Source organism: Acetobacterium wieringae (assembly GCF_026646375.1).
GTDB lineage: Bacteria > Bacillota > Clostridia > Eubacteriales > Eubacteriaceae > Acetobacterium > Acetobacterium wieringae_A.
Map to the genome: position 1 here is coordinate 243,541 of NZ_JAIPPU010000002.1, position 26,145 is coordinate 269,685.

27 protein-coding genes, 2 tRNA genes and 1 pseudogene are annotated in these 26,145 nt (G+C 45.2%); 9 read left to right on the plus strand and 21 right to left on the minus strand.

The window, feature by feature from the left end:
* Nucleotides 1–12: 12 nt before the first annotated feature.
* The 8 genes from Q7P33_RS02805 to Q7P33_RS02840 form a co-directional block, all read right to left on the minus strand.
* Nucleotides 13–429, minus strand: a complete 417-nt coding sequence (locus Q7P33_RS02805; protein ID WP_286945172.1) for an ATP-binding protein — start codon at nucleotides 427–429, stop codon at nucleotides 13–15.
* Nucleotides 426–776 (minus strand): hypothetical protein, encoded by a 351-nt coding sequence (locus Q7P33_RS02810; RefSeq protein WP_148637356.1) that lies wholly within the window; start codon nucleotides 774–776, stop codon nucleotides 426–428. The genes Q7P33_RS02805 and Q7P33_RS02810 overlap by 4 nt, the downstream gene beginning before the upstream one ends.
* A gap of 219 nt (nucleotides 777–995) precedes the next feature.
* Nucleotides 996–3,305 (minus strand): ATP-binding protein, encoded by a 2,310-nt coding sequence (locus Q7P33_RS02815; RefSeq protein ID WP_303867231.1) that lies wholly within the window; start codon nucleotides 3,303–3,305, stop codon nucleotides 996–998.
* Complete coding sequence (locus Q7P33_RS02820; protein WP_303867233.1) at nucleotides 3,302–4,420, minus strand: DNA repair exonuclease; 1,119 nt, start codon at nucleotides 4,418–4,420, stop codon at nucleotides 3,302–3,304. Before Q7P33_RS02820 ends, Q7P33_RS02815 begins: the two co-directional genes overlap by 4 nt.
* A 137-nt stretch (nucleotides 4,421–4,557) precedes the next feature.
* Entirely contained in the window at nucleotides 4,558–5,727 is a 1,170-nt protein-coding gene (locus Q7P33_RS02825; RefSeq protein WP_303867234.1) for an SAM-dependent methyltransferase, read from the minus strand.
* Between the two features lie 112 nt (nucleotides 5,728–5,839).
* Nucleotides 5,840–6,001 (minus strand): hypothetical protein, encoded by a 162-nt coding sequence (locus Q7P33_RS02830; protein WP_175440888.1) that lies wholly within the window; start codon nucleotides 5,999–6,001, stop codon nucleotides 5,840–5,842.
* A 257-nt stretch (nucleotides 6,002–6,258) separates the two neighbouring features.
* Nucleotides 6,259–6,335 (minus strand) — tRNA-Lys (locus Q7P33_RS02835).
* Nucleotides 6,336–6,340: 5 nt separating this feature from the next.
* Nucleotides 6,341–6,427, minus strand: a tRNA-Leu gene (locus Q7P33_RS02840).
* Nucleotides 6,428–6,775: 348 nt separating this feature from the next.
* Here Q7P33_RS02840 and Q7P33_RS02845 point away from each other — a divergent pair.
* Nucleotides 6,776–7,024 (plus strand): hypothetical protein, encoded by a 249-nt coding sequence (locus tag Q7P33_RS02845; protein ID WP_070370029.1) that lies wholly within the window; start codon nucleotides 6,776–6,778, stop codon nucleotides 7,022–7,024.
* A 57-nt stretch (nucleotides 7,025–7,081) separates the two neighbouring features.
* On the opposite strand, the gene Q7P33_RS02850 is transcribed toward Q7P33_RS02845, so the two are convergent.
* Complete coding sequence (locus Q7P33_RS02850) at nucleotides 7,082–7,609, minus strand: shikimate kinase (RefSeq protein WP_303867240.1); 528 nt, start codon at nucleotides 7,607–7,609, stop codon at nucleotides 7,082–7,084.
* Entirely contained in the window at nucleotides 7,599–8,465 is an 867-nt protein-coding gene (locus tag Q7P33_RS02855; RefSeq protein WP_303867241.1) for a shikimate dehydrogenase, read from the minus strand. The genes Q7P33_RS02850 and Q7P33_RS02855 overlap by 11 nt, the downstream gene beginning before the upstream one ends.
* A 184-nt stretch (nucleotides 8,466–8,649) precedes the next feature.
* On the opposite strand from Q7P33_RS02855, the gene uraA reads away from it, so the two are divergent.
* The 8 genes and pseudogenes from uraA (at nucleotide 8,650) to panD (ending at nucleotide 16,037) form a co-directional block, all read left to right on the plus strand.
* A complete protein-coding gene (gene uraA / locus Q7P33_RS02860; protein ID WP_303867243.1) occupies nucleotides 8,650–9,990 on the plus strand; it encodes a uracil permease in 1,341 nt (446 codons plus the stop codon).
* 362 nt (nucleotides 9,991–10,352) lie between these two features.
* Nucleotides 10,353–11,090 (plus strand): annotated as a pseudogene (locus tag Q7P33_RS02865) (NYN domain-containing protein); the annotation flags it as partial.
* A 57-nt stretch (nucleotides 11,091–11,147) separates the two neighbouring features.
* On the plus strand, nucleotides 11,148–11,402 hold the full coding sequence (locus Q7P33_RS02870; protein ID WP_303867396.1) for an OST-HTH/LOTUS domain-containing protein: 255 nt from the start codon (nucleotides 11,148–11,150) through the stop codon (nucleotides 11,400–11,402).
* The gene (locus Q7P33_RS02875) at nucleotides 11,389–12,312 is read left to right on the plus strand and encodes a CorA family divalent cation transporter (RefSeq protein WP_303867245.1); all 924 of its coding nucleotides are present in this window, start codon (nucleotides 11,389–11,391) and stop codon (nucleotides 12,310–12,312) included. Before Q7P33_RS02870 ends, Q7P33_RS02875 begins: the two co-directional genes overlap by 14 nt.
* Before the next feature lie 494 nt (nucleotides 12,313–12,806).
* Nucleotides 12,807–13,673 (plus strand): Rossmann-like and DUF2520 domain-containing protein, encoded by an 867-nt coding sequence (locus tag Q7P33_RS02880; protein ID WP_303867397.1) that lies wholly within the window; start codon nucleotides 12,807–12,809, stop codon nucleotides 13,671–13,673.
* 21 nt (nucleotides 13,674–13,694) lie between these two features.
* Nucleotides 13,695–14,531 (plus strand): 3-methyl-2-oxobutanoate hydroxymethyltransferase, encoded by an 837-nt coding sequence (panB, locus tag Q7P33_RS02885; RefSeq protein ID WP_303867247.1) that lies wholly within the window; start codon nucleotides 13,695–13,697, stop codon nucleotides 14,529–14,531.
* Between the two features lie 4 nt (nucleotides 14,532–14,535).
* A complete protein-coding gene (gene panC / locus Q7P33_RS02890) occupies nucleotides 14,536–15,375 on the plus strand; it encodes a pantoate--beta-alanine ligase (protein WP_303867249.1) in 840 nt (279 codons plus the stop codon).
* 278 nt (nucleotides 15,376–15,653) lie between these two features.
* Nucleotides 15,654–16,037 (plus strand): aspartate 1-decarboxylase, encoded by a 384-nt coding sequence (gene panD / locus Q7P33_RS02895; RefSeq protein WP_303867250.1) that lies wholly within the window; start codon nucleotides 15,654–15,656, stop codon nucleotides 16,035–16,037.
* Nucleotides 16,038–16,146: 109 nt separating this feature from the next.
* Here panD and lpdA read toward each other — a convergent pair whose 3' ends face one another.
* The 11 genes from lpdA to Q7P33_RS02950 form a co-directional block, all read right to left on the minus strand.
* A complete protein-coding gene (gene lpdA, locus Q7P33_RS02900; protein WP_303867251.1) occupies nucleotides 16,147–17,550 on the minus strand; it encodes a dihydrolipoyl dehydrogenase in 1,404 nt (467 codons plus the stop codon).
* A gap of 13 nt (nucleotides 17,551–17,563) precedes the next feature.
* Entirely contained in the window at nucleotides 17,564–18,880 is a 1,317-nt protein-coding gene (locus Q7P33_RS02905) for a dihydrolipoamide acetyltransferase family protein (RefSeq protein WP_303867252.1), read from the minus strand.
* A gap of 80 nt (nucleotides 18,881–18,960) precedes the next feature.
* Nucleotides 18,961–19,956 carry an ATP-NAD kinase family protein gene (locus Q7P33_RS02910; protein WP_303867253.1) on the minus strand — a complete coding sequence of 332 codons (996 nt, stop codon included), beginning with the start codon at nucleotides 19,954–19,956 and terminating at the stop codon, nucleotides 18,961–18,963.
* 254 nt (nucleotides 19,957–20,210) lie between these two features.
* On the minus strand, nucleotides 20,211–21,182 hold the full coding sequence (locus Q7P33_RS02915; RefSeq protein ID WP_303867254.1) for an alpha-ketoacid dehydrogenase subunit beta: 972 nt from the start codon (nucleotides 21,180–21,182) through the stop codon (nucleotides 20,211–20,213).
* Nucleotides 21,179–22,168, minus strand: a complete 990-nt coding sequence (locus tag Q7P33_RS02920; RefSeq protein WP_303867398.1) for a thiamine pyrophosphate-dependent dehydrogenase E1 component subunit alpha — start codon at nucleotides 22,166–22,168, stop codon at nucleotides 21,179–21,181. The genes Q7P33_RS02915 and Q7P33_RS02920 overlap by 4 nt, the downstream gene beginning before the upstream one ends.
* Nucleotides 22,169–22,287: 119 nt before the next feature.
* Nucleotides 22,288–22,656, minus strand: a complete 369-nt coding sequence (locus Q7P33_RS02925) for a Lin0512 family protein (protein ID WP_303867255.1) — start codon at nucleotides 22,654–22,656, stop codon at nucleotides 22,288–22,290.
* Between the two features lie 30 nt (nucleotides 22,657–22,686).
* Nucleotides 22,687–22,989, minus strand: a complete 303-nt coding sequence (locus Q7P33_RS02930; RefSeq protein WP_303867256.1) for a DUF6506 family protein — start codon at nucleotides 22,987–22,989, stop codon at nucleotides 22,687–22,689.
* A gap of 323 nt (nucleotides 22,990–23,312) precedes the next feature.
* A complete protein-coding gene (locus tag Q7P33_RS02935; protein ID WP_303867257.1) occupies nucleotides 23,313–24,065 on the minus strand; it encodes an ABC transporter ATP-binding protein in 753 nt (250 codons plus the stop codon).
* A complete protein-coding gene (locus tag Q7P33_RS02940; protein WP_303867258.1) occupies nucleotides 24,046–25,020 on the minus strand; it encodes an ABC transporter substrate-binding protein in 975 nt (324 codons plus the stop codon). Before Q7P33_RS02940 ends, Q7P33_RS02935 begins: the two co-directional genes overlap by 20 nt.
* Nucleotides 25,017–25,790, minus strand: coding sequence for an ABC transporter permease (locus Q7P33_RS02945; RefSeq protein WP_303867259.1), 774 nt, complete (start codon nucleotides 25,788–25,790; stop codon nucleotides 25,017–25,019). Before Q7P33_RS02945 ends, Q7P33_RS02940 begins: the two co-directional genes overlap by 4 nt.
* Nucleotides 25,765–26,052: a thiamine-binding protein gene (locus tag Q7P33_RS02950; protein WP_303867261.1), complete on the minus strand. Its 288-nt coding sequence runs from the start codon at nucleotides 26,050–26,052 to the stop codon at nucleotides 25,765–25,767. Before Q7P33_RS02950 ends, Q7P33_RS02945 begins: the two co-directional genes overlap by 26 nt.
* Nucleotides 26,053–26,145 lie beyond the last annotated feature (93 nt).

Consider the following 26,145-nt stretch of genomic DNA (forward strand, 5'->3'; position numbering starts at 1 on the left):
CCTTCTTCCTGATTAGACAAAAAATTTCATGACAATTTTTGTCCCCTCTCCAATCTTGGAGGAGATTTCAAAACTGTCGGCATTGTTTTTCATATTGGGCAAACCCATTCCGGCGCCAAAACCCATTTGTCGGACTTCATCGCCTGCAGTTGACCAACCCGCCGTCATCGCCAGGTCAATATTGGCAATCCCCGGTCCGACATCCTCGATCGTCAGCACCAGTTCCTCTTCACCTACCTGCAAAACAATTCTTCCGCCAGATGAATGGATCGCCAAATTCATTTCTCCCTCATAGCCAGCAATGGACACCTTGCGGATCACCTTGTTGGCAACCCCTAATTGCTGGAGGGTTCGTTTAATTTTCCGGGAGGCTTCACCAGCGGTGTCAAAATCTCCCCGCTTCACATCAAAGACGAGTTCGTAGCTCATCTAAGATGGGCTCCCTTGAGACCGTTTGAGTAGAGAATGCCACAACATTCAAAAAGAATATATTTTGTGGACATAACCAGGAGATTCCGTTCTCTGGCCATGTCAATCATTTCCTGACTGGGCATTTTATCCCGTACAAAAATAATGCTGTTCATATTTGCCATATCAGCCGTATTCAGCACCTGTTTGTTGACCAGACCAGTGAGCAGAATGGCGTCCTCTCTGGCGAAACACAGCACATCGCTCATCAGATCACAGCCAAAACCAGAGTGAACTTCTTCCTCCAGATGACTCTCTCCAGATAAAACAACAGCATCGAGGAGGTCTCTTACCTGACTTAATTTCATCGAATGTTCTCCTTTTTTAGTTATTACTAGTATTGTAAAGGATTTCTTATTCATTTAGCAAGGTCTTTCCTGTTTTTTTAATATATTATCGGGAAATAATGCTTGCTCAGCAACTTCTGCTTATTAATCACCGCTACGGCTTCTTGAAACAGGGCGGATCGCTGATTACCCCTGTTTCAAGCGATGATCTGCTTAAAAATAGTAGTGATCATCCCGCACTTATAAGACAATTTTATGGTAGCTTGCGCCTAAGGATCTGAGCAGGTTTTCTTCAACCTCGTCACAGGTAAACAGGATCACCTGACGGCTACTGCTGAGTTCTGCAAGTAGCTTGAGCGCCTCGGTTTTTCGCTGTTTATCATACCGCACAAACGGTTCATCCAGAATAAAAGGCATTTCGTGACTGATCAGTTCGCTGATGCCATAGCGAAAGGCAAAATGAACCTGATCCATGGTTCCGGCACTTAACTGGTCAACATCCCTGAAGTCGCCACCTTTGGGATCGACCACTTTAAGCCTCATGGCTTCATCAATTTTCACCCCTTTGTAATACTGGGTGAGGCTATCCAGGATATCACCAATATTCTTATTCAATTCCGGGGCCGAGTCCTGATGATACTCCTTTTGTATGGTTGCAAAAATCTCCAGGGCGGCGTTGCAGGCTTTGATTTCGGTATCAAAGGCCTGGATCTGGGCATCCAGAAATTTAATAGTCTCCTGTATTTCCACCGGCAGACCAATCCCATCGGTGAGGGCACTGTTTTCACCTTCCAGTCTGGCAATTTCTTTGCCCAGACTTAACAGTTCTTCAGATTTTGGGGAGGCTTTATGCCAAACCGCCTGTCCATTCTCTGTTTTTCCGCCATTGACGGTTTCGAGCAGATTCTCCAATAATTCCAGGTTCCCGTTAAAACGGATTTTCAGTTCTTCCAATTGCTGCGCTTTTTCACAGCGCTCGGCATATTCAGCAATGTTTTTAACCTGATATTCAGCCAACTTCCGATCCAGTTCCCGGATGATTCCCCGACGCTGTTCAAAGAGCACTTCGTAACCGGCCTGATGACGGGAGTGCTGAATAATAATCAATTCGCCTTCATTTTGAAGCTGCTCCAGTTCTTTCTGATTTCTGATTACTTTTTTATAATAACTGTCAAAACTGGGTCCATCTTTTAACTGGTATTTGGCCAGTATTTCTTCCTGAATCGGGATTATTTGTTTTTCCTTTAAAATCCGTCGCTTTTTAAGGGTTGCCGAAATGCCGTAGCTTAAGCCGACAACACCGACAATCGCCATGGTCACCCCAACGGTTAAGGACAGATTTTCGATTCCCTGACTGGTGCCCATCATCCCCATATTGGCCAATCCCACCAGTCCCATTCCCAGGAGCGTCACCAGTGTGGCAATGATGTTGATGACCACATTGGTTTTTTTATCCACCTCAGCCACTTCGGTTTCTTCTTTTTTAAACAGTTCGTAGTCTTCGGTGATGCCCTCCAAGGTATGCCCGGCCAGCGAGCTGCGTTTTGCCGCTTCTTTTTGACGGATCGTTTTTAAATGTTCCGAGGCATCAGCCATTTCCTTTTCAATGTAATCCATCTGATCGCTGAGGCGCTCAGCCTGATTGGAAATGGCTTTTAAGCCCTCCAGCGTCTTATAGTTATAGCCTTCATAAATCTGGTCTTCTTTGATTATTTTTGATAAACGGTTGTTCTCCTTTTCCAGCTTGTTAATGCGTTCATAGGTGGCCAACAATTCTTTTTTTCGCTTGACTATCGATTCCTGACTGAGATAGTCGTTTTCTGCTTCGATCCGCTTCATTTTCATCTGATTCCGGATAATTTTTTCCTGGTTTTCGGCGACCTTGGCGTAGGCGGCCTCCGCCTCTTTTAACAGTTCCTTAAGCTCATCCCGCTCCCGGATGGCGGCCCCAATTCTTGACTTACTTTGGCCTGAACGGCCAATTGCGTTTTTCTTTTCTTCCAATCGTCTGGCGATTCCTTTGAAATTAATCTCAATGCCGCTGGAATTTTGCATCTCGATATAGGAATCCCGGACTTCGTCCTGGCTGCCCGTTTCGTTATCGTGGCCAGTTTGACGCATATTGACGGTGTTATTATAAATCACGGCAGTCATCCCCTGGTTTCCCAGTGGCAGGTGCTGTCTTATTACCCCATCGTACTTGAACTGATCGTTGATTATTTTCCCGGTGATATTATCGTAAATGAATAATGAATCTTTGGCTCTTAAAAAATTCCGTTCCAGACGAATTTCCCGGCCATCCACCTCATAAACCAGGGAACCACTGTAGTCGAATTGATTCCAGGGCATATACTTTTCATATTCTTCGCTATAGGTTTTCTTTTTGCGGTAGGGTTTATAAAACCCGAAGAACATTCCCTGGATAAAGGTTTGAACTGTTGTTTTGCCAGCCTCATTGCGGCCGTAAACCAGATTCAGTCCCGGTTTGAAGGCAATGGTCTGATCTTTGAATTTTCCAAAGGCTTTAATGGTCAGGGTTTTTATTCTCATTTCAAAACCCCCTCGCCAATCATCGCTTCGATGCTATAAATAATCGCTTTTTTGCGGACTTCCGGTTCGGCTATTTTACCCAGTTCAGTCAGCAGCTGTCCAATCGGGTTGTTTATATTCTCCCTGATCAACAATTCCAGATCAATATCCGGTTCCAGTTTGGCAGTATCTGTCTCGACATAATAAAATGAGTCTTCCAGATCATCATTGATCCAATCCATCTGAATTTCGGGGTTGATGTAGCCGGTAAAACGGATCCGATAATAATTTTGCTGGCGGTTTATGTCGCTATCACAGCAGATTGCTTTATTGATAATATCCTGATAGGAATCTTCTGGTGCGATCTGAATTTCCATAGTTTCGTATTTTCGCGATTCGATGGGATTAAAGCCGCTGCTGGTAATAAAGGTCTGGTTTTCATAATCGGTTTTTACCTGCGAAATAATAAAGCCCCGTTCGCCTGTTTCCCCAAAATTCAGGGGTACCGGTGACCCGCAATAAGCGACTCCACCAGGGGTCAATCCTGGTTTGTGAATATGGCCCAGCGCAATATAATCAAAACCTTTCTTCTCGATCATTCTTAAATCAATGGGGAGATACAGGCTTTGATTGGTCACTTCGCCATGAGCCATCAGGATGTTATAGCGGGTGTCGTTCAATTTAATGCAGTTAAAGGAACGTTCGGGAAAGGCCCGGTACTCGTTTTTCACCCAGGACATCCCATATATTTCGGTATTCAATTCTTTGATATAAACAGAACGGAAGACATCTTCTTTAAAGATGTAGACATTTCTGGGCCACTCAACTTTTTTGTAGGGCGAGCTGTCGCCGTGATAATCATGGTTGCCGGTGATAATCACCACCCAGGTTTTCTCCAGACTGGCTAATCCTTCGGCAGCTCTTTTTATATCCATGGTCAGAACATTGACGCTATCAAATAAATCTCCGGCAATCAGCAAAAGTGGCACTTCTTCTTCTTTGACGTATGCAATCATCTCATCAAAAGCTTTCCAGAGTTCTTTTCTTTTGTTTTTTCCGTAGTAGTTTCCCTGTTGTAAAAAGGTAAAGGGGCGACCTAAATGAAAATCACCAGTATGTACAAAGGTTGTCAGCATCCGCTTTGCCTCCTCATCTATCGAATTTCCAGGTGTTTGCGAAAATGCTGTGCTTTAATTTCGCAATGACCAAAGAGAGTTTTGTTATTATTTTCTAACTGATTTTTTATTATATCATCTTTTGACCGATCTTACATTTAAATTTTATTAAAATTAATGCGTTTCTCTGTTTCAAGGAGTTTAAACAGGGTAGGGGTTAAGGAAAATGCCTGCATGGCGTTTTCCACCTCCGTTAGCGCCTGCGCTTTTCTTTTTTCACTGACTTTGGCTTTTTGAGCCCGGATCAGGATGTTTTTGGGGGTGTGAGCCAGATCGACGAATTCCATCAGTTGAACTTTGTAGCCGCAGGCTTCAAGCAGGTTCCCCCGAATGGCATCGGTTAACAGTGCGGCGGTTCGTTCTTTTATGATGCCATATTTTGTCAACAGGCTCAGTTCCCCGGTTTCCATTTGACCATTGAGTTCGTGCTGACAGCAGGGTACTGAATAAATCAACCGAGCATCCCATTTGATGGCATTGTAAAGGGCAAAATCGGTAGCGGTATCGCAGGCATGCAGGGTAATGATCATATCCACCGGAAAGCTTGCCTGATAGTCATGGATATCCCCCAGTTCAAATGTTAGCTGGTGGTAGCCATATTTCCGGGCACTGGCATTGCAGTGGTCAATCACATCACTTTTTAAATCCAGACCAATCATCCGCACCTTGATGTTCTTTATCTCCGTCAAGTAATAATAGAGAATAAAGGTCAGATAGGATTTACCGCAACCAAAGTCAATCACATTGAGCTCGGTGCCAGGGGGCAGTTTTTTTACTTCATCATCGACGATCTCAACAAAGCGGTTGATCTGGCGGAATTTATCAGTCATTGTCTTAACGACCTTGCCCTCTTTCGTAAAGACTCCCATATCCACCAGTGGCTGAATAATGATACCTTCCTGCAAGATGTAGTTTTTTTTGCGGTTGTGGCTGATGACTTTGGGTGGCGCATTTGTAATTGCTTTACGGGTTACTGATGCCTTGCCTTTTTTACTGATCTGGATGATATACTCAAACTGATCATTCCAGGCGTTATACTGCTGATAGTCGTTTCTTAACGCCTGGCCAAGAAATTCAATCAACTGATCTGCTGCCAGGTTCTCATTAAAGACCTGGGTGTCCGTGAATTTTTCCAGATGATAGAATTCTCCGATTTGACTGATGACGATTTTCTGATAGTCATTTGATTTTATTCGTGGTTTACTCAGGATTATTTTGTATATTTGGGGATTAAAACCAGCTTCAAGGGCTGTTATTAACTGCTTCATTTTTTACCTCGTGCTTTTTCTTTGTTGCTCTATCCTATCATGGTTTTCGTTAAAATTACAGGGGCTTTAATTTTTTCGCAAAAAAATATAAAAAAAACACCTTTCGGTGTTTTTATTCGCTTTTTTTATCATCTGTCTGGATATTCTTATTTTTATAGAAAATGCAGCCGGTCTCTTTATATGGATTCTTTAAGACATCCATGTCCGGACAACGTCCATTGACATTAAAACCGCAGTTTAAATAAGAACACGCATTTTTTTCTGTTGATTCCATTTGACTCTCCTAATAAATCTTAATTGCGTGTAATTATAACAGTTTGCTGAGTAATACTCAAGCGCCCATTACGCTTTAATTATTGCCCATATGTACTAAAACCATCAATCAAAACAACTCTGGGCTTTCTTAAATCCCCATATCTCAGGTGCCATCCCAACCGCCACTTTATGTCCATGACGCACTGTAAATGGCCTGGATTCTAAATTAGGCATAAAAAAACAGAGCCTCCAAACGGCTCTGTTATGCGCGATTATTGGTGCTCCCTCAGAGACTCGAACTCTGGACACCCTGATTAAGAGTCAGGTGCTCTAGCCAACTGAGCTAAGGGAGCAAAAGTGGTGCCGAAGGCGGGACTCGAACCCGCACGTGATCACTCACAACGGATTTTGAGTCCGTCACGTCTGCCAATTCCATCACTTCGGCGAAAAAAATAGTTTATTTGGTTGTAAGGATGTACCACTAATGCAATAGAGATAACTAAGCGATTCACACCAGATCAAAGATCTGGGTTCTCTGCTTATGCCAATTCCATCACTTCGGCGCATCTTATTAGCGTCCCACAGGACACTGTCATAAATGATAACACAGCTTAAAAAGAATTTCAATCATTTTTTTTCGTTTTAAATTATTTTCTTAAAATGTAAATACGACAAAATATTATCTTGTTTTTTTTCATTTATGGGTTACTATAAGTTTAGTAACGGATTGGTTATTAACAAAGAATTTAATCGCCTATCCGATAATCTTATTTCCAGAAAGTCAGGTGAAGTGATGAGCATGTTTGAAAATCATAAAACAATCGCTTATAAGGAATTTCGCGAATTTGTAAATGAGTCTGTTCTTGAGTTAATTAAAAAAACCAAAGATAAAAAATGCAATGGCTGTATTGATTTTGTCTTTGATGAAGAAACCTCCACGGGGCATTGCGAGGCACTGGAAACCACCTGGCCCGTTAAAAACCCCGATGCGGTTCAACGACTGACAGATTGCTATATTTGTGATCTGAAAGCCATGAAGTAATGAAGCCTATCACCGATCAACTGATCGGTGTATTTTTTTTCGAATTCGTTCTTTAAATTACTTGGCCTGATACTGTTTAAAAGCTTCATCGATTTTCTGACAACATTCTTCGACAGTCCAGGTTTCGGTTGATATTTTAAAATCACAAACATCGTAATACTCCTGACGTTCAGCCAGCAGTTGACGAATTCGCACCAGTGGATTTTCACTCTTTAGCAAAGGGCGGGTATCATCGCCCTTAATACGACAATAGATGGTTTCCGGCTGAGCTGACAAACTGACAACAAATGCCTTTTCGGCCAACAATTTTCGATTTCTTTTAAACAGAATGATTCCCCCACCAGTGGACAAAACTATATTCTCCATCGTTAAGGCCTTTTTTAGCGCTTCATGCTCGGCATCCCGGAATGCATCTTCACCCAGTTGGGCAAAAATTTCCGTTACACGCATCCCCATCTCCGCTTCCACCATGGCATCGGTATCGACAAAATCATACTCCAGTTCCCGGGCCAACAACGAACCGATGGTGGTTTTACCTGTTGCCATAAAGCCAATCAATGCAACACACTTTTTTTCAGTTTTCATTTATCCCTTCCTCCAGTAATTTTTTACCTAAAACCGGATCCGGAAATACTCCGGTCCATAATTCAAAGGCTAAAAGTCCCTGATACAACAACATTTCCAGCCCATTTTCAGTTCGTGCCCCGATTTGCTGGGCATCTTTCATAAACTGGGTCACCGCAGGACTGTAGATCATATCATAAACCAGCAGATTTTTTTTCAGAAGTGTTTTGTCAAGCGGCGTTTGCCCGGCGGTATCGGCCATTCCCAAACTGGTACCGTTGACCACCACCGTTGCTTCATCAACTGCTTCTTTTAGTGCCTCCGCAGTCATGTCAATGGCCTGAGCTTTTCCCGACCAGCTCTCATTAATTTGACCGGCCAGCTCTTTTGCTTTTGCCACCGTTCGATTAGCAATAATAACCTTATTTATGCCCCAGTCTGCCAAAGCCATTGCTACCGATTTAACTGCTCCCCCACAACCGAGAATCAGAATGGTCAATTCCGACCTGGGAATGTTACCAATTTTTGTTTCAATCGATTTAATGAAGCCATTACCATCGGTATTGTAGCCAATCATTTTTCCATCACGAGAAAGCACCGTATTCACCGCCCCAATTTTCTCTGCCAGCGGATCCAATTGATCGATATATTTCATGATTTCCATTTTATGGGGTTTGGTAACGTTAAACCCACCTACGTTCATTAACCGAAAACCATCCACCAGTTTTCCTAAATCTTCAGACTTAACGGCAATCGGCAGGTATAAAGCGTCCACCCCGGTTGCTTTAAATAATCCATTGTGCAATTGGGGCGATAAGCTTTGCGCAATGGGGTCGCCGATGACGGCATATATTTTGGTATCAACTGAAATTCGCATTCTTGGACTCCTTCGATTTTACTTCTAGCTGCATTGTATCACAGGTTGGCGGGCGGGTAAATGTTCTCAACTGGCCGGTATCTGGATTTTTTTATTATTATTCATTTAATTGTATAAAGTCTTTGCTCCGCTTCATTCCTGTGTTATAATCTCAAAGGAAAATGAAAAGAACGGAGGAAAAGTTTTGGACAATCAAAGAATTATACAAGTGGAGGAAAAGGTGCCACTGAAAATGCTGGTACCGCTAAGCCTGCAACATATGTTTGCCATGTTTGGCGCATCGGTTCTGGTTCCTTTCCTTTTTGGAATCAACCCGGCCATCGTGCTCTTTATGAACGGCGTGGGTACCCTGTTGTTCATGGTGATCACCAAGGGTAAAGCCCCGGCTTACCTGGGTTCCAGTTTTGCCTTTCTGGCACCAGCCGGTATTGTTATTGCCACCTGGGGCTATTCTTATGCCCTCGGCGGTTTTGTGGTGGTTGGTTTATGCGGCTGTATTTTGGCTGGGATTATTTATAAGTTCGGAATCGAATGGATCAATGTGGTTCTGCCGCCAGCGGCTATGGGCCCGGTAGTGGCGCTGATTGGTCTGGAGCTGGCTGGCACCGCTGCCAGCACGGCAGGAATCGTCAGTAACACCAGCTACGTTTTGGACGAAGCCAGTGGCCTTTATGAACAGGTGGTTACTGCCATTGTTCCTGAAAACGTCATTGTCTTTCTGGTTACCCTGGCCTTTGCTGTTTTTGGGTCGGTGATGTTTCGTAAATTTCTGGCGGTTATCCCCATCCTGATTGCGATTGTAGCTGGCTACATTACTGCTCTGATCACCGGTGTTGTTGGCCCGGCTACTTTTATCGCAGTGGCTGATGCCCCCTGGTTTTCGCTACCAAATTTCCAGTTCCCACAATTTAATCTGGAAGCAATTATTATCATTTTGCCGGTGCTTCTGGTTATTGCATCTGAACACATTGGTCACCAGATTGTCACCAGCAAGGTAGTGGGACGAGATCTGCTAAAAGATCCCGGTTTGCACCGCTCCCTGTTTGCTGATAATTTTTCGACCATGATATCGGGTTTAATTGGTTCGGTGCCAACCACTACCTACGGCGAAAACATTGGCGTAATGGCGGTCACCAAAGTCTACTCGGTACAGGTCATCGCTGGTGCAGCGATTATTTCGATTATCTGCTCGTTTGTCGGTAAACTTTCAATGCTGATTTCCACCATTCCGGGCCCGGTAATCGGCGGTATTTCTTTCCTTTTATATGGAATGATCGGCGCCGCCGGGATCCGGATTCTGGTCGACGCCCAGGTTGATTATGGCAAATCCCGTAATCTGGCTCTGACTTCAGTAGTCTTTGTGGTGGGCCTATCCGGCATTGCAGTTACTTTTGGTAGCATCCAGCTCAAAGGAATGGTTCTGGCCGCCGTGGTCGGGATGATTTTAAGTCTGATCTTCTTTGTTCTTGACAAACTGAATCTGACCAATGACCGGGAAGAAGAACATCTTTACGACCAGCCTTAAAATTCTCTATTGTAAAAACTTGACCCGGCACCAACAATAGTCATATTCTGTTGTGACCCAGGGGTCAGACCTACGCATCGAATCGGACACGGCGTAACCTGTCCGATTCTGCGCGCAGGCAACGCGCCAATCATAAGCTTGCTTATTGCCCGCAAACCAAAGAGAACGAAGTGTAGCGGATTTCTCGGATTGCAGCGAACAACAGATTAACATTTGTCGGTGCGATAGTATATCGACAACCTCAACTGATCAGAATTGATCAGTTATTTTTTTGTGGCGGCGGTCGGTTGTAAAAAAGCGTGATTTCAATTATACTGAGACTAACAAAGTGATCGAAACCAACGAAATAGAAAAGGTGACCCATGAAAAATGATATGAAAATTGCCGTCTTAATTGACGCCGATAATGTTTCGGATAAATATATCAAATATATCTTCGATGAAATTTCCAACCTTGGGATGGCAACGTTTAAACGCATCTACGGTGACTGGACCAAACCCCAGCTGGGATCCTGGAAAACGGTATTACTTAACTATTCCATTACCCCGATTCAGCAGTACAGTTACACCACCGGAAAGAATGCCACCGATGCCGCCTTAATTATTGACGCCATGGATATTCTTTATTCCAATAATGTGGATGGATTCTGTATCGTCTCCAGTGACAGCGACTTCACCCGTCTGGCGACCCGGCTCCGGGAAGCCGGAATGTATGTGGTGGGGATGGGTGAAAAGAAAACCCCCACCCCCTTTATCTCGGCCTGTGAAAAATTTAAATATCTGGAAGTTCTGGCAGCTGACCCGGATTCTTCTCAACCGGAAGAAATATTAAACCAAAAGCAGTCTTCTGCCAAAGAAGGAATGGCCTCCAAAAAACAACTGATCCAATCGATTAAAACAATTATCAACGATAACTCGGATGAAGAAGGCTGGGCCGATCTGGGTCTGGTTGGCTCCCGCCTCAACAACCGCTATCCAGATTTTGACAGCCGCAATTATGGTTATTCCAAACTGCGCTCGCTGCTTTCCTCACTGGATAAATTTGAACTGACAACCCGCCGAACCGCCAATTCTCAAAATGTCAAATACGTAATCCGCAACATCACTTCTGAAAAAAACGGTTCATCACAAAAAGACATCCAACTCAAAAAAGAGCTGATTCAATCCTTTCAATTAATTGTTTCAGAAAATGCTGACCCATCCGGTTGGGCCAATCTGGGCCTGGTTGGTTCCCAAATCGCCCAGAAGCACCCCACCTTTAAAAGTAAAAATTACGGCTATGCCAAACTGCGTTCACTGCTGGAAGCCCTCAACCTCTTTGATATCGAAGTCCATAAAACTGCGAATTCCAAGAATCCGGAAGCACTCATCCGCAATAAACCCCAGATGAAGGTTAAAAATGCTGGTTTATAAACTGACGGCAGGTCAACTAACAGCTGTTTCCCCCTCACAGTCTTTTGCCAGCACCGACCAGACATATCTGTGTATCCTCGATTTTGACGAACTTGTTGCGGAAAGTGCCCAATTGGATATCGGATCACGACTGGTTGATGAATGCATCAACGGTAACTCCTGTAAGTTTGAAAGTCACGATGGTTTTGATTTCATTACCCTATCAATTCCGGACGCCATTTCCGGTACAGTCAAACCCAAACGGATCGGAATTTATTTCCGTGCCAACCTGCTTGTTTTCGCATCGGATCGGATCACTTATTTCGCTAACCTGGTTGATGCCACCCAGACGGCCGAGATCCAGATATCCGGTCTGAGCAAGTTTTTTCACCTCTTTTTTGACAAGCTGACCTACGATGACCGGGATGTGCTGATTACAATTGAGGAAGAAATCTCCGGTCTGGAAGAAGAATTTATTGTTGCCATTAAAAATGACCTGGTCGACTATCTGATTACTTTTCGAAAACGTCTATTAAGTCTGAAACAATATTATGAACAACTTTTTGAAATTTCTGAAGCCATTGAAGAAAACGAAAATAAACTGATCGATAAGAAGGATCTCCGTTATTTTAAAATCCTCACCAATCGCATCAACCGACTTTTTACCAATGTGCTGAACCTCCGGGATTACGGAACGCAGGTGCGGGAAGCCTACCAGGCGCAGCTCGATATTAACCTCAACAATGTCATGAAAATTTTCACTGTCGTCACGTCTATTTTTCTACCCCTGACCCTGATTGTCGGATGGTACGGCATGAACATCATAATGCCGGAGTTTCATTGGGAGTATGGCTACCCGTTTGTAATTGGTTTATGCCTCGTCGTGGTTACTGGCACCCTGCTTTATTTCAAAAAAAACAAGTGGTTTTAAGGGCTGCTTGTTTTTATTTTCTAAATTAATCTCAAATAAACGCTTGCATTGTTATTCGGCATGTTGTATCATACCCACATGGTGGCATCGTCAAGAGCTGCACATGATTAATGCATAAAATGAATGAAAAATTAAAAAACCTGCTCTAATCCCTGGTGATAGAGACTGAATAAAACCATACTGTTTTGCATTTTTATAATGTAATGATCGGTCTTTTTGCAGTTGTTTATTTTCAGTGCAAAGGACCTTTTTCTTTGCCTAAAATTAAACAGCCGCCGTTTCGTTTATCGAACAGCGTGCTGACAATTACTGCAACAGATTAACAAGAGTCTGACCCCCTTGATCATTGATCAGGTCGGCTTTTTTCGACAACTTGTATTTCAAGTGCTACCGATCCTTATTTTCCTTATAAAAATTCTGATTTTCAACAGCCTCAGGTTTGCGTGATATGTGTTTCTCTGCTCTTTACGGTCATAGCCAAATACTACGAACAGGTGAAACGCATGAAAATCGGATTTATTGGTGCCGGCAAAGTCGGCACCGCTCTGGGTATTTTTTTCAAACACCATCGTCTTTCCCTAACCGGTTACCTCAGCCGCAGCGAGACTTCTTCGCAATGTGCGGCCAACGTAACGGACTCCACTGTTTTCTACGACCTTCCCAGCTTTACTGCCGCAAGTGACGTGATTTTTATCACCACTGGAGATGACCAAATTTCTGCTGTTATCAACCAACTCCTCCAAACCACCTGCTTAACAAAGCATCATACTTTGATCCACACCAGTGGTGCCCTGTCCACCGATCTTTTTGACCCGCTACTAACTTCCGGGTGTGGTTTGTGTTCACTCCATCCGATCATGAGTTTTTCGGATCCCCTCACTGCGTCAAAAAATTTAAAGCAAACCGTTTTTACCCTGGAAGGCAATCAACCGGGGCGGATTGCTGCGCAAAAAATCCTGGCAATCACTGGCAATCCCTATTCGGTGATTGATAAGAATGATAAGGTACTTTATCATGCCGCCGCCTGTATCCTTTCCAACTATCTGGTAACTTTAGTTGATTCGGGTTTTGAACTGCTTAAGACCACTGGCATTGCCAAAGATGAAATCATCCAAGCTTTTATGCCACTGATCACCGCCACTCTGGGTAATATCGAAAAATTGGGGACCGTCAACGCCCTTACCGGCCCGCTGGTCCGGGGGGATGAAAACACCATCAGCAAACATATCAAAGCCCTAAAAACCCAAACCCCGGAATTTCTGTCTCTCTACCAGACCATGGGTTTATCCACCATTGAGATGATCAAAGACAAACGGATTGATGCCGAAACCTATAACCATTTAGAACCTCTACTAAAATAATAAAAATAAAGGAAGAAACAAATGAAAAACAAATTTACTGTCAGTTCTTTTTTACAAGCCAAAGCAAACAAGGAAAAAATCACCATGCTAACGGCCTATGATTATTCCATGGCCAAAATCGTCAATGATGCCGGTATCGATTCCATTCTAGTGGGCGATTCTCTGGGTATGGTGGTCCAGGGCTATGAATCCACTCTGGAAGTGACCATGGACGACATGATTTACCACTGCCGCGCCGTTGCCCAGGGCGCCGAGAATGCCCTGATCGTTGGCGATATGCCCTTTTTATCCTATCACATTTCGGTGGAAGACGCTGTTCGCAATGCTGGCCGGTTGATTCAGGAAGGGAAAGCTCACGCCGTCAAGCTTGAAGGCGGTGTGGATCAGGTTGATACTGTTAAAGCTATTGTCAAAGCGCAAATTCCCGTCATGGGGCACATCGGTCTGACGCCCCAATCGGTTAACCTATTCGGCGGATTTAAGGTTCAGGGTAAGGACACCACCCAGGCCCAAAAAGTTATTGATGATGCCCTAGCACTGGAAGCGGCGGGTGTCTTTGCCATTGTTCTGGAAGGAATTCCCGAAAAACTGGCAACTTTAATTACGCAAAAAATCTCGGTACCCACCATCGGTATTGGCGCTGGTCGCTACTGCGACGGTCAGGTGCTGGTCATCCATGATTTACTGGGCATGTATTCCGGTCAATCACCCAAGTTTTCCAAGCGCTACGCCGCTTTGAACGAAACGATAAAAGATTCTGTCACAGCCTACATCACCGAAGTGAAGACAGCGAAGTTCCCGGAAGAAAAGCATACCTTTACCATTGATGATGCGGTTATCGCAGCATTACAACAATAAGACCATGAAGATCGCCAAAACAATATTAGAATTAAAGAACGCTCTTGAAGAACTGGGTCGGGGTAAACGCATCGGCTTTGTACCGACCATGGGTTATCTTCACGACGGTCATCTTTCGCTGATTAACGAAGCCCGAAGTCAAAATGATGTCACGGTCGTGAGTATCTTTGTCAATCCCACCCAGTTTGCCCCGGGGGAGGATCTCGATGCCTACCCCCGGGATTTTGACCGGGATTCACGACTTGCCGCAGCTGCCGGAACCGATTTGCTGTTTTTTCCTGAGCCGGGCGAAATCTATCCGGCCGGCGCTTCCACCTTTGTCGAGGTGGCAGGCGAGATCACCCAAAAACTCTGCGGAAAATCCCGGCCGACTCATTTTAAGGGCGTGACCACTGTCGTCAATATTTTATTCAACCTGGTCCAGCCAACCCGTGCCTATTTTGGCCAGAAAGATGCCCAACAGGTGGCGGTGATTAAAAAAATGGTTCGGGATTTACATCTGCCAGTTCAGCTTATTGTCTGCCCGATTGTCCGGGAAGCCGATGGCTTAGCCATGAGCTCCCGGAATGTGTTTTTAAGTCCGGAAGAGCGCAGCCAGGCCCTGGTGCTTAGCCAGTCGCTGGCGGCTGCCAAAGCCCTTTATGAATCTGGCGTAGACCAGGTTAAAACCTTAAAAGATCAGATTGTCGGCCAAATCGGCACCATGCCGTTGGCGACGATAGATTATGTTGACATCCTTGATTTTGAAACCCTGGCCGATATCGAAACCATCACCGCACCGGCCCTGGCGGCAGTAGCCGTTCGCTTTGGCAGTACCCGGCTGATTGATAATATCATTTTATAGTTAATTGCCATACTGCCATAAGCTTTGCTGCCAGTTTGCACGAAACAATTTTTACACTGTAAGTCGTACAGTTCTCTGAACTGTTCGCCTACACGTTACAAAATTCGCAAAGGCAATGAGCCAATCACAAGCTTGCTTGTAGTTGGCGACTGCCTGCGACCTCGAAGAAATTCGCATTGCGATTTCTTCTGGTTGTTTGTGAAACTGGCATCAAAGCTACAATTGTTCGGTTATTCCGATTTTGTTGTTTTTATATTATCCAGATTAAGAGGTAAATTATGTATATCACCCTATTTAAGTCAAAGCTCCATCGGGCAACTGTCACTGATGCCAATCTCAATTATGTGGGCAGTATTACCATTGACGAAGCGCTGCTGGAGCAGGCGGATATTCTTCCTGGTGAAAAGGTTCAGGTGGTGGATGTGAATAACGGCCAACGCTTTGAAACCTATACCATTGTCGGTGAACGAGGCAGCGGTATGATCTGTGTCAATGGCGCCGCCGCCCGGTTGGTTCACACCGGCGATCAGGTGATCATTATTGCCTATGCCATGATGGATCGGCAGGAAGCCCTGGTTTTTAAACCCCGGGTGCTGATTCTTGATGATAACAATCAGGTAACGGAGCTTAAAGATCATGAGGTTCATGGGCAGAGTCGTTAGTTTTCACTGTTTTTATCTTAACTCAAACAAACAGGCTGTCACTTTTCAGATTCTGATCCGAAAACTTAACAGCCTGTTTATTTTTTAATGCCTTTTTTTCTCTCAATCACTATCGCATTAAATGAATGGCGTGACCGCCTACGGCATGGGCAGCTTCCATCAGCGCTTCACCGACAGTCGGGTGGGCGTGGATAGTAGCCATCAGCTCGGCTACCGTGGCCTCCAGACGGATGGCCAGAGCACCTTCAACAATCAGATCGGTGGCTCGGGGACCTGCCATATGTAGTCCCAGTATTTCTCCGGTAGCGGCATCGGTTATGTATTTAACCAGCCCGGTGGTTTCCCCCATAATCATCGCTTTACCATTGACGGCCATCGGAAAATTGCCTACTTTTACGTCATAACCAGCTTCTCGGGCCTGAGCTTCGGTCAGCCCGACACTGGCCAATTCCGGTTTGGTATAGACGCAATAAGGAATGGTTTTAAAATCGATTTGTGACCGTATTCCCATGATCGTTTCCACCGCAACGATTCCTTCAGCTGAGGCCACATGGGCCAGCATTACCCCGCCATTGCAGTCGCCAATGGCATAGATATGGGGCACATTGGTCTGCATTTTCTGATTGACAGCAATCGCTCCACGGGCGGTTTCGATGCCAGCCAGATCCAAATTCAGGGTACTAAGCTCCGGTTTTCGGCCCACTGACAACAGCACTTTTGAAACTGTAATAATCTTCTCACCGGTCTGCGAACTGGTCGTAATGGTTAAACTGCCCGCGCTTTCCTGGATTGACTCAACCCGGGTACTGGTAAAAATATCGACCCCATCTTTTAGCAGCTTTTCTTTGAGCGGCTTGACAATATCACGATCCATATTGGCAACAATTTCCGGTAGCATCTCGATGATTGTGACCTTACAACCAAAGGCATTGTAGATACTGGCAAATTCACAACCAATGACGCCGCCGCCAATAATCCCCAGGCTTTCCGGCACAGCGTCCAATGACAGCGCCGTATCACTGGTGATCACATCCGGATGATGGCTCCCCGGTATCGGTGGTATCACCGGTTTTGAACCAGTCGCAATGATGGCAAAATCAAAGTCGATAACCTGTGATTCATTGTTCACTTCATCTTGTTCTTCACCGATGACTTTAATTTGATGTGCATTAACAAAAGCAGCGGTGCCCATTATTGTGGTAATCGCATTGTTCTTCAATAATCCCTTCACCCCACCGACCAGTTTTTTGATGATTTTTGTTTTTCTTTTCTGCAGCTTCGGCCAGTCGCCGTGATAATCTGAAAGCGCAATGCCCAATTCTTTGGCATCATTTTTAAGAACGTCCAGCAGTTCGGTGGTGTGGAGAAGCACCTTGGTGGGAATACAGCCGACATTGAGACAGGTGCCGCCCAGATACTTGTTTTCAATCAAGATTACCGCAGCACCTAACTGGGCCGCCCGGATCGCTGCCACATAGCCCCCCGGACCACCGCCAATTATAACAATCTTCATGATTCCACCTCCATTACAACAGCAATAATCCCGGTTTTTCAATGAGCTCCTTGAGACGAGCAACAAACTGCGCCGCCACCGAACCATCCACCACCCGGTGATCGGCTGTTAAGCTCAGGTTCATCATCGGCTTAATAACCACCTGGCCATCCACCACCATCGGGGTGTCGATTATGGTATTAATCCCCAATATAGCCACCTCAGGCTGATTAATAATCGGAGTGAAGGATTCCATACCATACATCCCAATATTGGTGATGGTAAAGGTGCCACCGGTAATTTCATCGCTTTCCAGTTCATTGGTTCGGGCTTTTTCAGCCAGACTCTTGATTTCTCGGGAAATTTCGCCCAGATCTTTTTTATTGGCGAATTTAACCACCGGCACAATCAATCCATCCGGCAGGGCAACCGCTACCCCAATATTGACGTAATTGCGGGTGATTATGTCAGTGCCGACAATCGAGCTGTTTAAAAGTGGAAACTCCAACAGTACCCGAGCTAAAATCTTAACCAGAATATCGGTATAGGTAATTTTGGCGCTGCTTTTTAACTCTTCTCTTAGCTGTTTCATCGCGGTCGTATCCACCCGCTGGTTATAGTTAACGGTGGCGGATGTTGCCTGGCTGGCCGACATCCGACTGGCAATGATTTTGCGCATCGCTGACATCGGCTTACTACTGTCCTGAGGGTCAGCAAATTTAAGGAGGTCGGCATTTTGTTTAAAGGCCAGCACATCGGCCTTCATAATCCGGCCATCCTTGTTAATCTGTCCCGGATCAATGCCTAAACCGGCAGCGACTACCCCGGCAGTCGGAGATATTTTGGGTGACGCTGTTTTTGCTCTTAACGCAAACTCATTAACATCTTTTTCGGTAATGGCCCCCTGGGGACCCGTACCGGTTACCTGGGTAAGATCAATATTTTGTTCTGCCGCAATTTTTTTGGTTCGGGCTGATGCTTTGATGCGGCCCCCAGCGACCGGTTGCGGTGATACTGTAACACCCAAATCCGGTTCTGCTGCGGTGGATTTTACTTCACTGGCTGGACTGTCAGCCAAACTTTCGGCCTCGGCCAGCAACGCAGTTATATCTTCATCAGCGGTACCCATGATGGCAATCGGTTTTAACACTGCCACAGTGCCTTCTTCAACCAGTATCTTTCTGATAATGCCAGCCCCCGGAGATTCAAATTCCTTGGTTATTTTATCGGTTTCCACATCAAAGATGATTTCGCCCATTGCAACGCTATCGCCTTCTGCTTTTCGCCAGTTGGCAATATTGCCTTCAGTCATCGTCAATCCCAGCTTGGGCATCACTAAAAACTTAGCCATAATGCATTCCTCCTGTTATTCTGAAATCACATAACTTATGAAAATTAAAAAATCAAACACTCATTGCTTTATTGATTCCATCAAACCGTAAAAAATCCGTTTTGCTGTCCCACTTCGATGGCTTTTTTTACATCCACATGCCAGGGCCCGTTGCGGCTGATTTTAAAGATAAAGGTCTGATTCTGATGAAATTCAATTTCCCGTTCGCCATCTAAGGCAATGGTTCCCCGGCAATAGGTAGTGGTCTCATGTTTTTCACCGAAATTCAAAATCACCGGTTCACTGGTACCAATCGGCAACACAATCCCGGCTGCCATGGGTATTTTTATTTTAGGAGCATTTTTATCAATGCTGACATATGCACCAAAATCGTCCGCTTCGGTGATAATGGTTTTTCCCCCTACCACTGCTGAAAAGCCAATTGAGGCCGGATGACTCCGGGCCACAAATATTTTCTCAATATCCTCAACTTTCCAGATCGCCCGGGAACCTACAAAGATATCCCGGGAGATTACCGCATCGATCAGGGCAATATCCTTAAGCTGCCCTGCTGTCTCAATCTCAATAATCTTATCTCTATTTGAATAGGCCGCTTTATCAAATTGATGAGACGCTACAACGGCTGCTGCAATGCCGGCAATGGTTCCTTCGATCATATCCGGATAGACATTATTCGTCCCCGTGGAAATCGAAATCAGTGGGATTTCTTGGATATCCTTAGCCACCGCCCGATTGGTGCCGTCACCTCCCAACGTGACAATGCAGCCGACGTTTTTCTCATTCATCATTTGCACTGCTTTATAGGTGTCTTCCACGGTGTCTTCCTTATAAAAATCGAACACTTCGATCTCACACTTAAGCTCGCCAGAGGTTTTAAGTTTATCCTCCACCCGGTAGCCCATATTATAGGGATCTGGCATCATATATACTTTTTTTACGCCATTTTGCTGGGCGCCCAGTATAATCCGTTCAACAATATTAATCTTTTCGTTATTATCAATCACCGTAGCATGGGAAACCAGCCGCCTGATATCTTTCCCGGATGCCGGATTGGCAATGATTCCAATTGAATTCATATGTCCACCACCTTTTTCTGTCTTAAAAACTAATTAGTAAGCTATAACGTAGTACCGACAATTGTTACATCATGTTGTACGCATCGGAGCGGATACGGCATCTCCTGTCCGATTCCGCGGCGAACAACAGATTAACAATTGGTCGGTACGGGAGTCTATTTGTAACCCTTAAAAAAGTTCTGGAAATAAGATCATCGCTGTTCACTCCATTATTTCCAGAACCCTGGCCCGTTTGGCCGATTCAATTATCTGCCTTAGAATAACGATTTAACCGCCTCAACCACATCGTCGGCATTTGGCAGCACATAGGCTTCCAGATTGCCGGAAAACGGAATCGGGGTATTCAGCGCACAAACCCGCTTGATCGGAGCATCACATTCATAGAAACACTCATCGGCAATGATCGCAGCCAGTTCGCCGGCATAGCTGCCCCGTTTGGCTTCTTCGGACACAATAACCACCTTATGGGTTTTCTTAACTGATTCAAAAATCGCTTCTTTATCCAACGGATAGAGAGAGCGTAAATCGATGACTTCAGCATCAATGCCATCTTTTTCCAGCATTTCAGCGGCTTTGAGGGAGTCATATACCTGTTTACCATAGGTGATGATGGTGACATCATTCCCTTCCCGCTTAATATTGGCTTTTCCCAGTGGAATTGGTTTGACCTCATCTTCAACCTGTCCGGGGACAGCATAGAGGGTCTTATTTTCCAGATAGATAACTGGATTATCATCATCAATGGCTGTAAGCATCAATCCGATGGCATCCTGGGCATTCGAGGGATAGACAACCTTCAAACCCGGCACATGGGTAAACCAGGCTTCCAGTGATTGGGAGTGTTGTGCTGCCGCTGCCACCCCACCGCCAGAGGGTAACCGCACCACCATTGGCAGTTTCAGTTTGCCACCAAACATATAACGCATTTTAGCAGCCTGGTTAACCAACTGATCCATTCCAACCGTGGCAAAGTCAACAAACATCAGCTCCGGAATCGGTCGCAAACCAACCGCTGCCGCACCAACGGCGGCACCGATGATGGCGCCTTCCGAGATTGGAGTATCGCGCACCCGTTTTTCACCGAATTCTTCAAACAAACCGGAGGTGACACCAAAGCAGCCCCCGAATAGACCAACATCTTCGCCAAAAATGAAAACGTCCGGGTTTTCCAGCATTTTTATCCGCATACCTTCTTTGATTCCTTGACCATACGTGAGCTCTCTCATCTTGTTCGTCCCTCCTCTACTATATCGGTATAAACATCTAAAACAGCGGATGCGACATCAGGGAATTTACTGGCCTGGGCAAACTCAACGGCTTCTTCAACCTCAGCATCAATTTTTGCATTAAGTTGATCCATTTCTGCTTGGGTCATCACCTGATTATCAAGGATATATTTTTCAGCTCTGGGAATGGGATCTTTTTTCTTCCATTGTTCCAACTCCCCTTCGGGACGGTACACCGTCGGATCCCCTTCGAAATGTCCCCGCCAACGATAGGTTTTGCATTCAATCAAGGTTGGCCCCTGACCTTTACGGGCTCTGGCAACGGCCTCCTGAACCGCTTCAAAAACCGCAAAGACATCATTGCCATCCACTGTAATCCCCGGAATATTGTAAGACACCGCCCGTTGGGAAATATCGGTGATATTCTGATGACGGGCCTGGCTCACAGATATTCCGTAGCCATTGTTTTCACAGATAAAGATAACCGGCAGTTTCCAGGTACTGGCCAGATTCAGTCCTTCATGGAAGGTACTTTGATTGGTGGAGGCATCCCCAAAGAAACAGGCACATACCTGATCGGTTCCCTTATATTGAGCTGCCAGTCCGGCACCCACCGCAATATTATGGCCGGCCCCAACAATTCCATTGGCCCCAAGAATTCCTTTGGTGGCGTCGGCGATATGCATCGAGCCACCCTTGCCTTTACAATATCCGGACTCTTTGCCAAAAAGCTCAGCCATCATGTATTTCATATCGCCGCCTTTGGCTAAAATATGTCCATGCCCTCGATGGGTGCTGGTGATATAGTCGTCGTCCCGTAAACTTGCGCATACGCCTGTTGCCACTGCTTCTTCACCAATATAAAGGTGAACGAATCCGCCAACTTGGCCTTCAGCAAAAAGATTCATGGCTCTATTTTCGAACTTCCTGATTTTTACCATTTTTTCATACATTTCAATGATCGTTTCATTTGAGATTTTCAAAATATTTCCTCCTTTGTATCTGCTTTGCTAAGTTTTAAAAACGCAATGCGCCTCGTTCCTTGTTACGTAGCTAACACCACACTGTTCCAGGTCGCCTGTGAACCCATTAAACGCCCCTCCTGTTACACACTCACCGTTACGCAAACAATGGCGGCTTCGATGGTATCGTCGGTATCGCCAAAACCGGGAAAGAATAAACCGGCAGTTGTTAATCCTCCTTTCCTGGCTTTAATGGTTACCTTTCCTACGGGGAATAGTTTTTTTAACATCTCAATGTTTAAATCTTCAGGCCGGGACACCCCAATAATTGCCTCGATCATCATTTTTTCATTGAGATTTTCTTCCGTTAAACCATGGATCTGATTCAAACCAATCAGACAGCTTCGGGAAATAGCGTCTTTAATCGCTTTTCCCGCTGCCTTATTGACATCCTGACCATGAAAGTCCATTCCCATACCAAATTCAATGATAAATTTTTTAATAAAAAACACCTCCTGACGTGAATCGCTGTGGCCATGCTGTTAAAAGAGATCGTCACCACTTTTATTATCCAGACCAGGGTGAATGTCAAAACGAACGACCCCTACGGCGGCTTTTCCTTTGACGGCTTCACTGACCATGGCCGTCCCCCGATTTCCAAACCCACCACAGAGCTCAAAAGCGACCACCCCTTCATCAACCAGCTGCCCAGCTGCTGCAACTGCTGCTTCGTAGGACGATACCCCAACTGAGATCAGGGTGACCTGTTCCGTTTCAACCGCTGACCGGTGAATAGCCGGATCTGCATTGGGGGCAATAAAAATAAATGCTGCCTTTAACGCCATATTCTAACCTCCTTGATTTCTCGTTAACTATATGATAAGCAACATTCATGCCAGAATCGATGAACCAACTCGTTATTTAAACGTTTACGTAAACGGTGCTGATTTCTGATTCCGAGCGCTTTTCTCCAACCAATTGTGAGACAATTATTTCTCATTTTGAGAATTGACGTCTCAAAATGAGAAAAGCAGTCTCAAAAATGAGACTGCTAGTTTGCAGGCGATGAATAACCCCGGGGCAGACCCTCGCCCCCAGGAGATACGATTTATAGTGATTGTACTGGCCTAACCGCTTTCGTAAGGGAGGCATTATTCGCCCAAACGTTTCACAGGCATTTTAGAATGTCACTACGCAGCTGACGCAATGCGTCTGCGGTCATCATTTCCTCGGGACTGGCGTGTTTAATCGGCACCATCATTTCTTTAACGATCTGGGCCGGTGATCCGTTAATGATATAAATCCGGTCTGATAAGAAAATGGCCTCATCAATATCATGAGTAATAAACAGCACCGATCCTTTAATTTTTTCTAGTATCTCAAGCAGATACGCCTGCATCTTCATTCGGGTAATGGCATCAAGTCCGCCAAAGGGCTCGTCCAACAGCATGATCTCTTGTGAGAACATGGTGGTTCGCAACAGTGACACCCGCTGTTTCATCCCACCTGACAATTGGGCTGGATATTTTTTTCCATCATCTTCCAGTTGAAAAACCGGCAGCATTGCGTTAACCTTCTCCCGGGCTTCATTTTTCGGAATGCCCCGAATTTCAAGTGGTAAAATGGCATTGTCAATGACGTTGCGCCATGGCAGAAGCAAATCCTTCTGATACATGTAGCTAACCTTTCCAGTTTCCCCGGTTACCTCCTTCTCGTCTACAAAAACCTGGCCGTCTTCCGGGAGCAATAGTCCGGCAATGACATTGAAGAGCGTGCTTTTACCGCAGCCACTGGGGCCCAGGATCGAGACAAACTCGCCCTGATTAAGATGGATATTAATGTTCTGGATAATATTTTTATGATTATACTCCTTGGTAACCCCAGAAACCTTGAGCACACATTTATTCTGGCAGGTATTCATTGGTAAAGGCCTCATCGGCATTTAGCTGGTTTTCCAGCAAACCCTGGCTATACATCCAGTTGCCATAGTTTTCCCAGATATCTAAACGCATCAGGCCCCATTTTTCGGCATCGCTCTGGTATTCAGCGGCCAGATATTTTTGCGAGGCCACCGCCAGATCCCGGTCAATTTCGGGGTTGTCAACCAGTAACAGATCCGCGGCTGCTTCCGGATTTTCGATGGCGTACTGATAGCCTTTGGTGACAGCCCGCAGAAACTTTTTAGCCGTTTCTGGATGCTTAGCCAGATAATCTTCATTGGCAATAATTACCGGGGTATAGTAATCCAGGTTCTTATCAACATCCTGAAGCTTTATAAAATTAAGCGGTTCGTTTTTAAGCTCGGCAGCAACCCCGTCCCAGCCATAAAAGATCCAGGTGAAATCGACATGATCTTTTACAGCGGTAAAATAATCCATGGCTCCCACATCGACAATTTCCAGTTTGCTAAAATCAGCCTTTGCCCCTTCCATAAGAGCTTTTAAAGTGGCAACTTCCATGGGCGAACCCCAGCCCCCATATTTTTTTCCCTCAAAATCTTTGGGACTTAAAATGTTGCGATCCACCGGAGAAGCAAAGCCTGATGTGTTATGCTGGATAATCGCAGCGATGGCCTTAATTGGCAGCGGATTCGCTGCGGTTCTGGCGTAGGTCACCTGTTCCTGGTAACTAACCCCAAATTCTCCCTGACCGGCCGCAATCAGATCCGCTGAACCGCCTTCGCTGGGTTGAATGATCTCCACCTCCAGCCCTTCGGCTTCAAAATAGCCAAGCTCCTTCGCCGCATAGAGACCGGTGTGATTGGTATTGGGAACCCAATCCAGAACCACTGTTATTTTCTCGCTTTCTTTTGTTGTACACCCAGTTAATGCCATTAGTACAATTCCCAGTGTCAACACGATGATCTTCTTTTTCATTCCTCTTCCTCCTTTAATTTTTCCCAGGGCATCATGACCCTTTGAATCCCGGCAATGCCGTAAAAAAGACCAATTGATAAAACCACAATTACCAGAATCGATGCAAAAACCAGATCCAGCGCAAAGGCATGGCGAGCTCTTAACATGTAAACGCCCAGACCGGCCTTGCCACCCAGCCATTCCCCGATAACGGCTCCCATAATACTGTAGGTGGCGGCAATTTTAAGACCCGAAAAAAAATAGGGTAGGGCACTGGGAAACTTGATTTTTGTAAAGATCTGACGCTTTTTTGCACCCATCGATCGCACCAGATTGATCAGTTCCCCATCGACACTCTGAAGTCCTTCAATCAGACTGACGGTGATGGGAAAAAAACATACCAGTACCACCACAAAAATTTTGGGGGCAATCCCAAAACCAAACCACATCGCCAGCAGAGGAGCGATAACAATAATCGGCACGGTTTGCGACATCACCAGCACCGGGTAGATGGCTTTTTTCACCACCGGAAACAAATCCATTACAATTGCCATAATCAGTGACAAACATACGGCTACCAGCAGTCCTGTCATTCCTTCAAAAAAAGTTGTCCCGGTATGCATCATCAAATCCGAACCATTGGCAATCAGCGCCGTAATAATGTCGGTGGGTGATGGCAAAATGTATCGCTCCACAGCCCCCAGGTTAACAGCTGCCTCCCAGAGAATCAGGATGGTCAATAGAAATACGATTGGAATCAGCTTGTCACTGGTATTTTGATACTTTCTCATCAATTGTGACGCCTTCTTCCTTGTAATCAATTTTTACGATTGAAACCACCCGCTCGGCTCCATGCTCTGTGCAGATGGTTTGGGCCCGTTTAACAATGTTAAGCAGTTCATCGAGTTCACCTTCAATGGATGTCTCAAACGGTCCCACCACATATTTTAGGCCCGTTAGACGGATCATCTCAATAACCTGATCGACGACGAAATATATTTCTCTGTCCGGCACCACCGGTAAAACCTGTAAGCTTAGATTTACTTTTGCCAAAATGCTCACCTTCCTATTCTTTTCATTTTTCCTATTCTTTCCAAAACTAATTGTAGCATGTTTCATGCCAAAAAAAGACCCTTCGAAAAAATA

Bases quoted from the DNA above. Each gene is read 5' to 3' on its own strand.
- Q7P33_RS02805 (WP_286945172.1), bottom strand. From the start codon at position 429: ATGAGCTACGAACTCGTCTTTGATGTGAAGCGGGGAGATTTTGACACC.
- Q7P33_RS02810 (WP_148637356.1), bottom strand. From the start codon at position 776: ATGAAATTAAGTCAGGTAAGAGACCTCCTCGATGCTGTTGTTTTATCT.
- Q7P33_RS02815 (WP_303867231.1), bottom strand. From the start codon at position 3,305: ATGAGAATAAAAACCCTGACCATTAAAGCCTTTGGAAAATTCAAAGAT.
- Q7P33_RS02820 (WP_303867233.1), bottom strand. From the start codon at position 4,420: ATGCTGACAACCTTTGTACATACTGGTGATTTTCATTTAGGTCGCCCC.
- Q7P33_RS02825 (WP_303867234.1), bottom strand. From the start codon at position 5,727: ATGAAGCAGTTAATAACAGCCCTTGAAGCTGGTTTTAATCCCCAAATA.
- Q7P33_RS02830 (WP_175440888.1), bottom strand. From the start codon at position 6,001: ATGGAATCAACAGAAAAAAATGCGTGTTCTTATTTAAACTGCGGTTTT.
- Q7P33_RS02845 (WP_070370029.1), top strand. From the start codon at position 6,776: ATGAGCATGTTTGAAAATCATAAAACAATCGCTTATAAGGAATTTCGC.
- Q7P33_RS02850 (WP_303867240.1), bottom strand. From the start codon at position 7,609: ATGAAAACTGAAAAAAAGTGTGTTGCATTGATTGGCTTTATGGCAACA.
- Q7P33_RS02855 (WP_303867241.1), bottom strand. From the start codon at position 8,465: ATGCGAATTTCAGTTGATACCAAAATATATGCCGTCATCGGCGACCCC.
- Q7P33_RS02875 (WP_303867245.1), top strand. From the start codon at position 11,389: ATGCTGGTTTATAAACTGACGGCAGGTCAACTAACAGCTGTTTCCCCC.
- panB (WP_303867247.1), top strand. From the start codon at position 13,695: ATGAAAAACAAATTTACTGTCAGTTCTTTTTTACAAGCCAAAGCAAAC.
- panC (WP_303867249.1), top strand. From the start codon at position 14,536: ATGAAGATCGCCAAAACAATATTAGAATTAAAGAACGCTCTTGAAGAA.
- panD (WP_303867250.1), top strand. From the start codon at position 15,654: ATGTATATCACCCTATTTAAGTCAAAGCTCCATCGGGCAACTGTCACT.
- lpdA (WP_303867251.1), bottom strand. From the start codon at position 17,550: ATGAAGATTGTTATAATTGGCGGTGGTCCGGGGGGCTATGTGGCAGCG.
- Q7P33_RS02905 (WP_303867252.1), bottom strand. From the start codon at position 18,880: ATGGCTAAGTTTTTAGTGATGCCCAAGCTGGGATTGACGATGACTGAA.
- Q7P33_RS02910 (WP_303867253.1), bottom strand. From the start codon at position 19,956: ATGAATTCAATTGGAATCATTGCCAATCCGGCATCCGGGAAAGATATC.
- Q7P33_RS02915 (WP_303867254.1), bottom strand. From the start codon at position 21,182: ATGAGAGAGCTCACGTATGGTCAAGGAATCAAAGAAGGTATGCGGATA.
- Q7P33_RS02930 (WP_303867256.1), bottom strand. From the start codon at position 22,989: ATGGCGTTAAAGGCAGCATTTATTTTTATTGCCCCCAATGCAGATCCG.
- Q7P33_RS02935 (WP_303867257.1), bottom strand. From the start codon at position 24,065: ATGAATACCTGCCAGAATAAATGTGTGCTCAAGGTTTCTGGGGTTACC.
- Q7P33_RS02940 (WP_303867258.1), bottom strand. From the start codon at position 25,020: ATGAAAAAGAAGATCATCGTGTTGACACTGGGAATTGTACTAATGGCA.
- Q7P33_RS02945 (WP_303867259.1), bottom strand. From the start codon at position 25,790: ATGAGAAAGTATCAAAATACCAGTGACAAGCTGATTCCAATCGTATTT.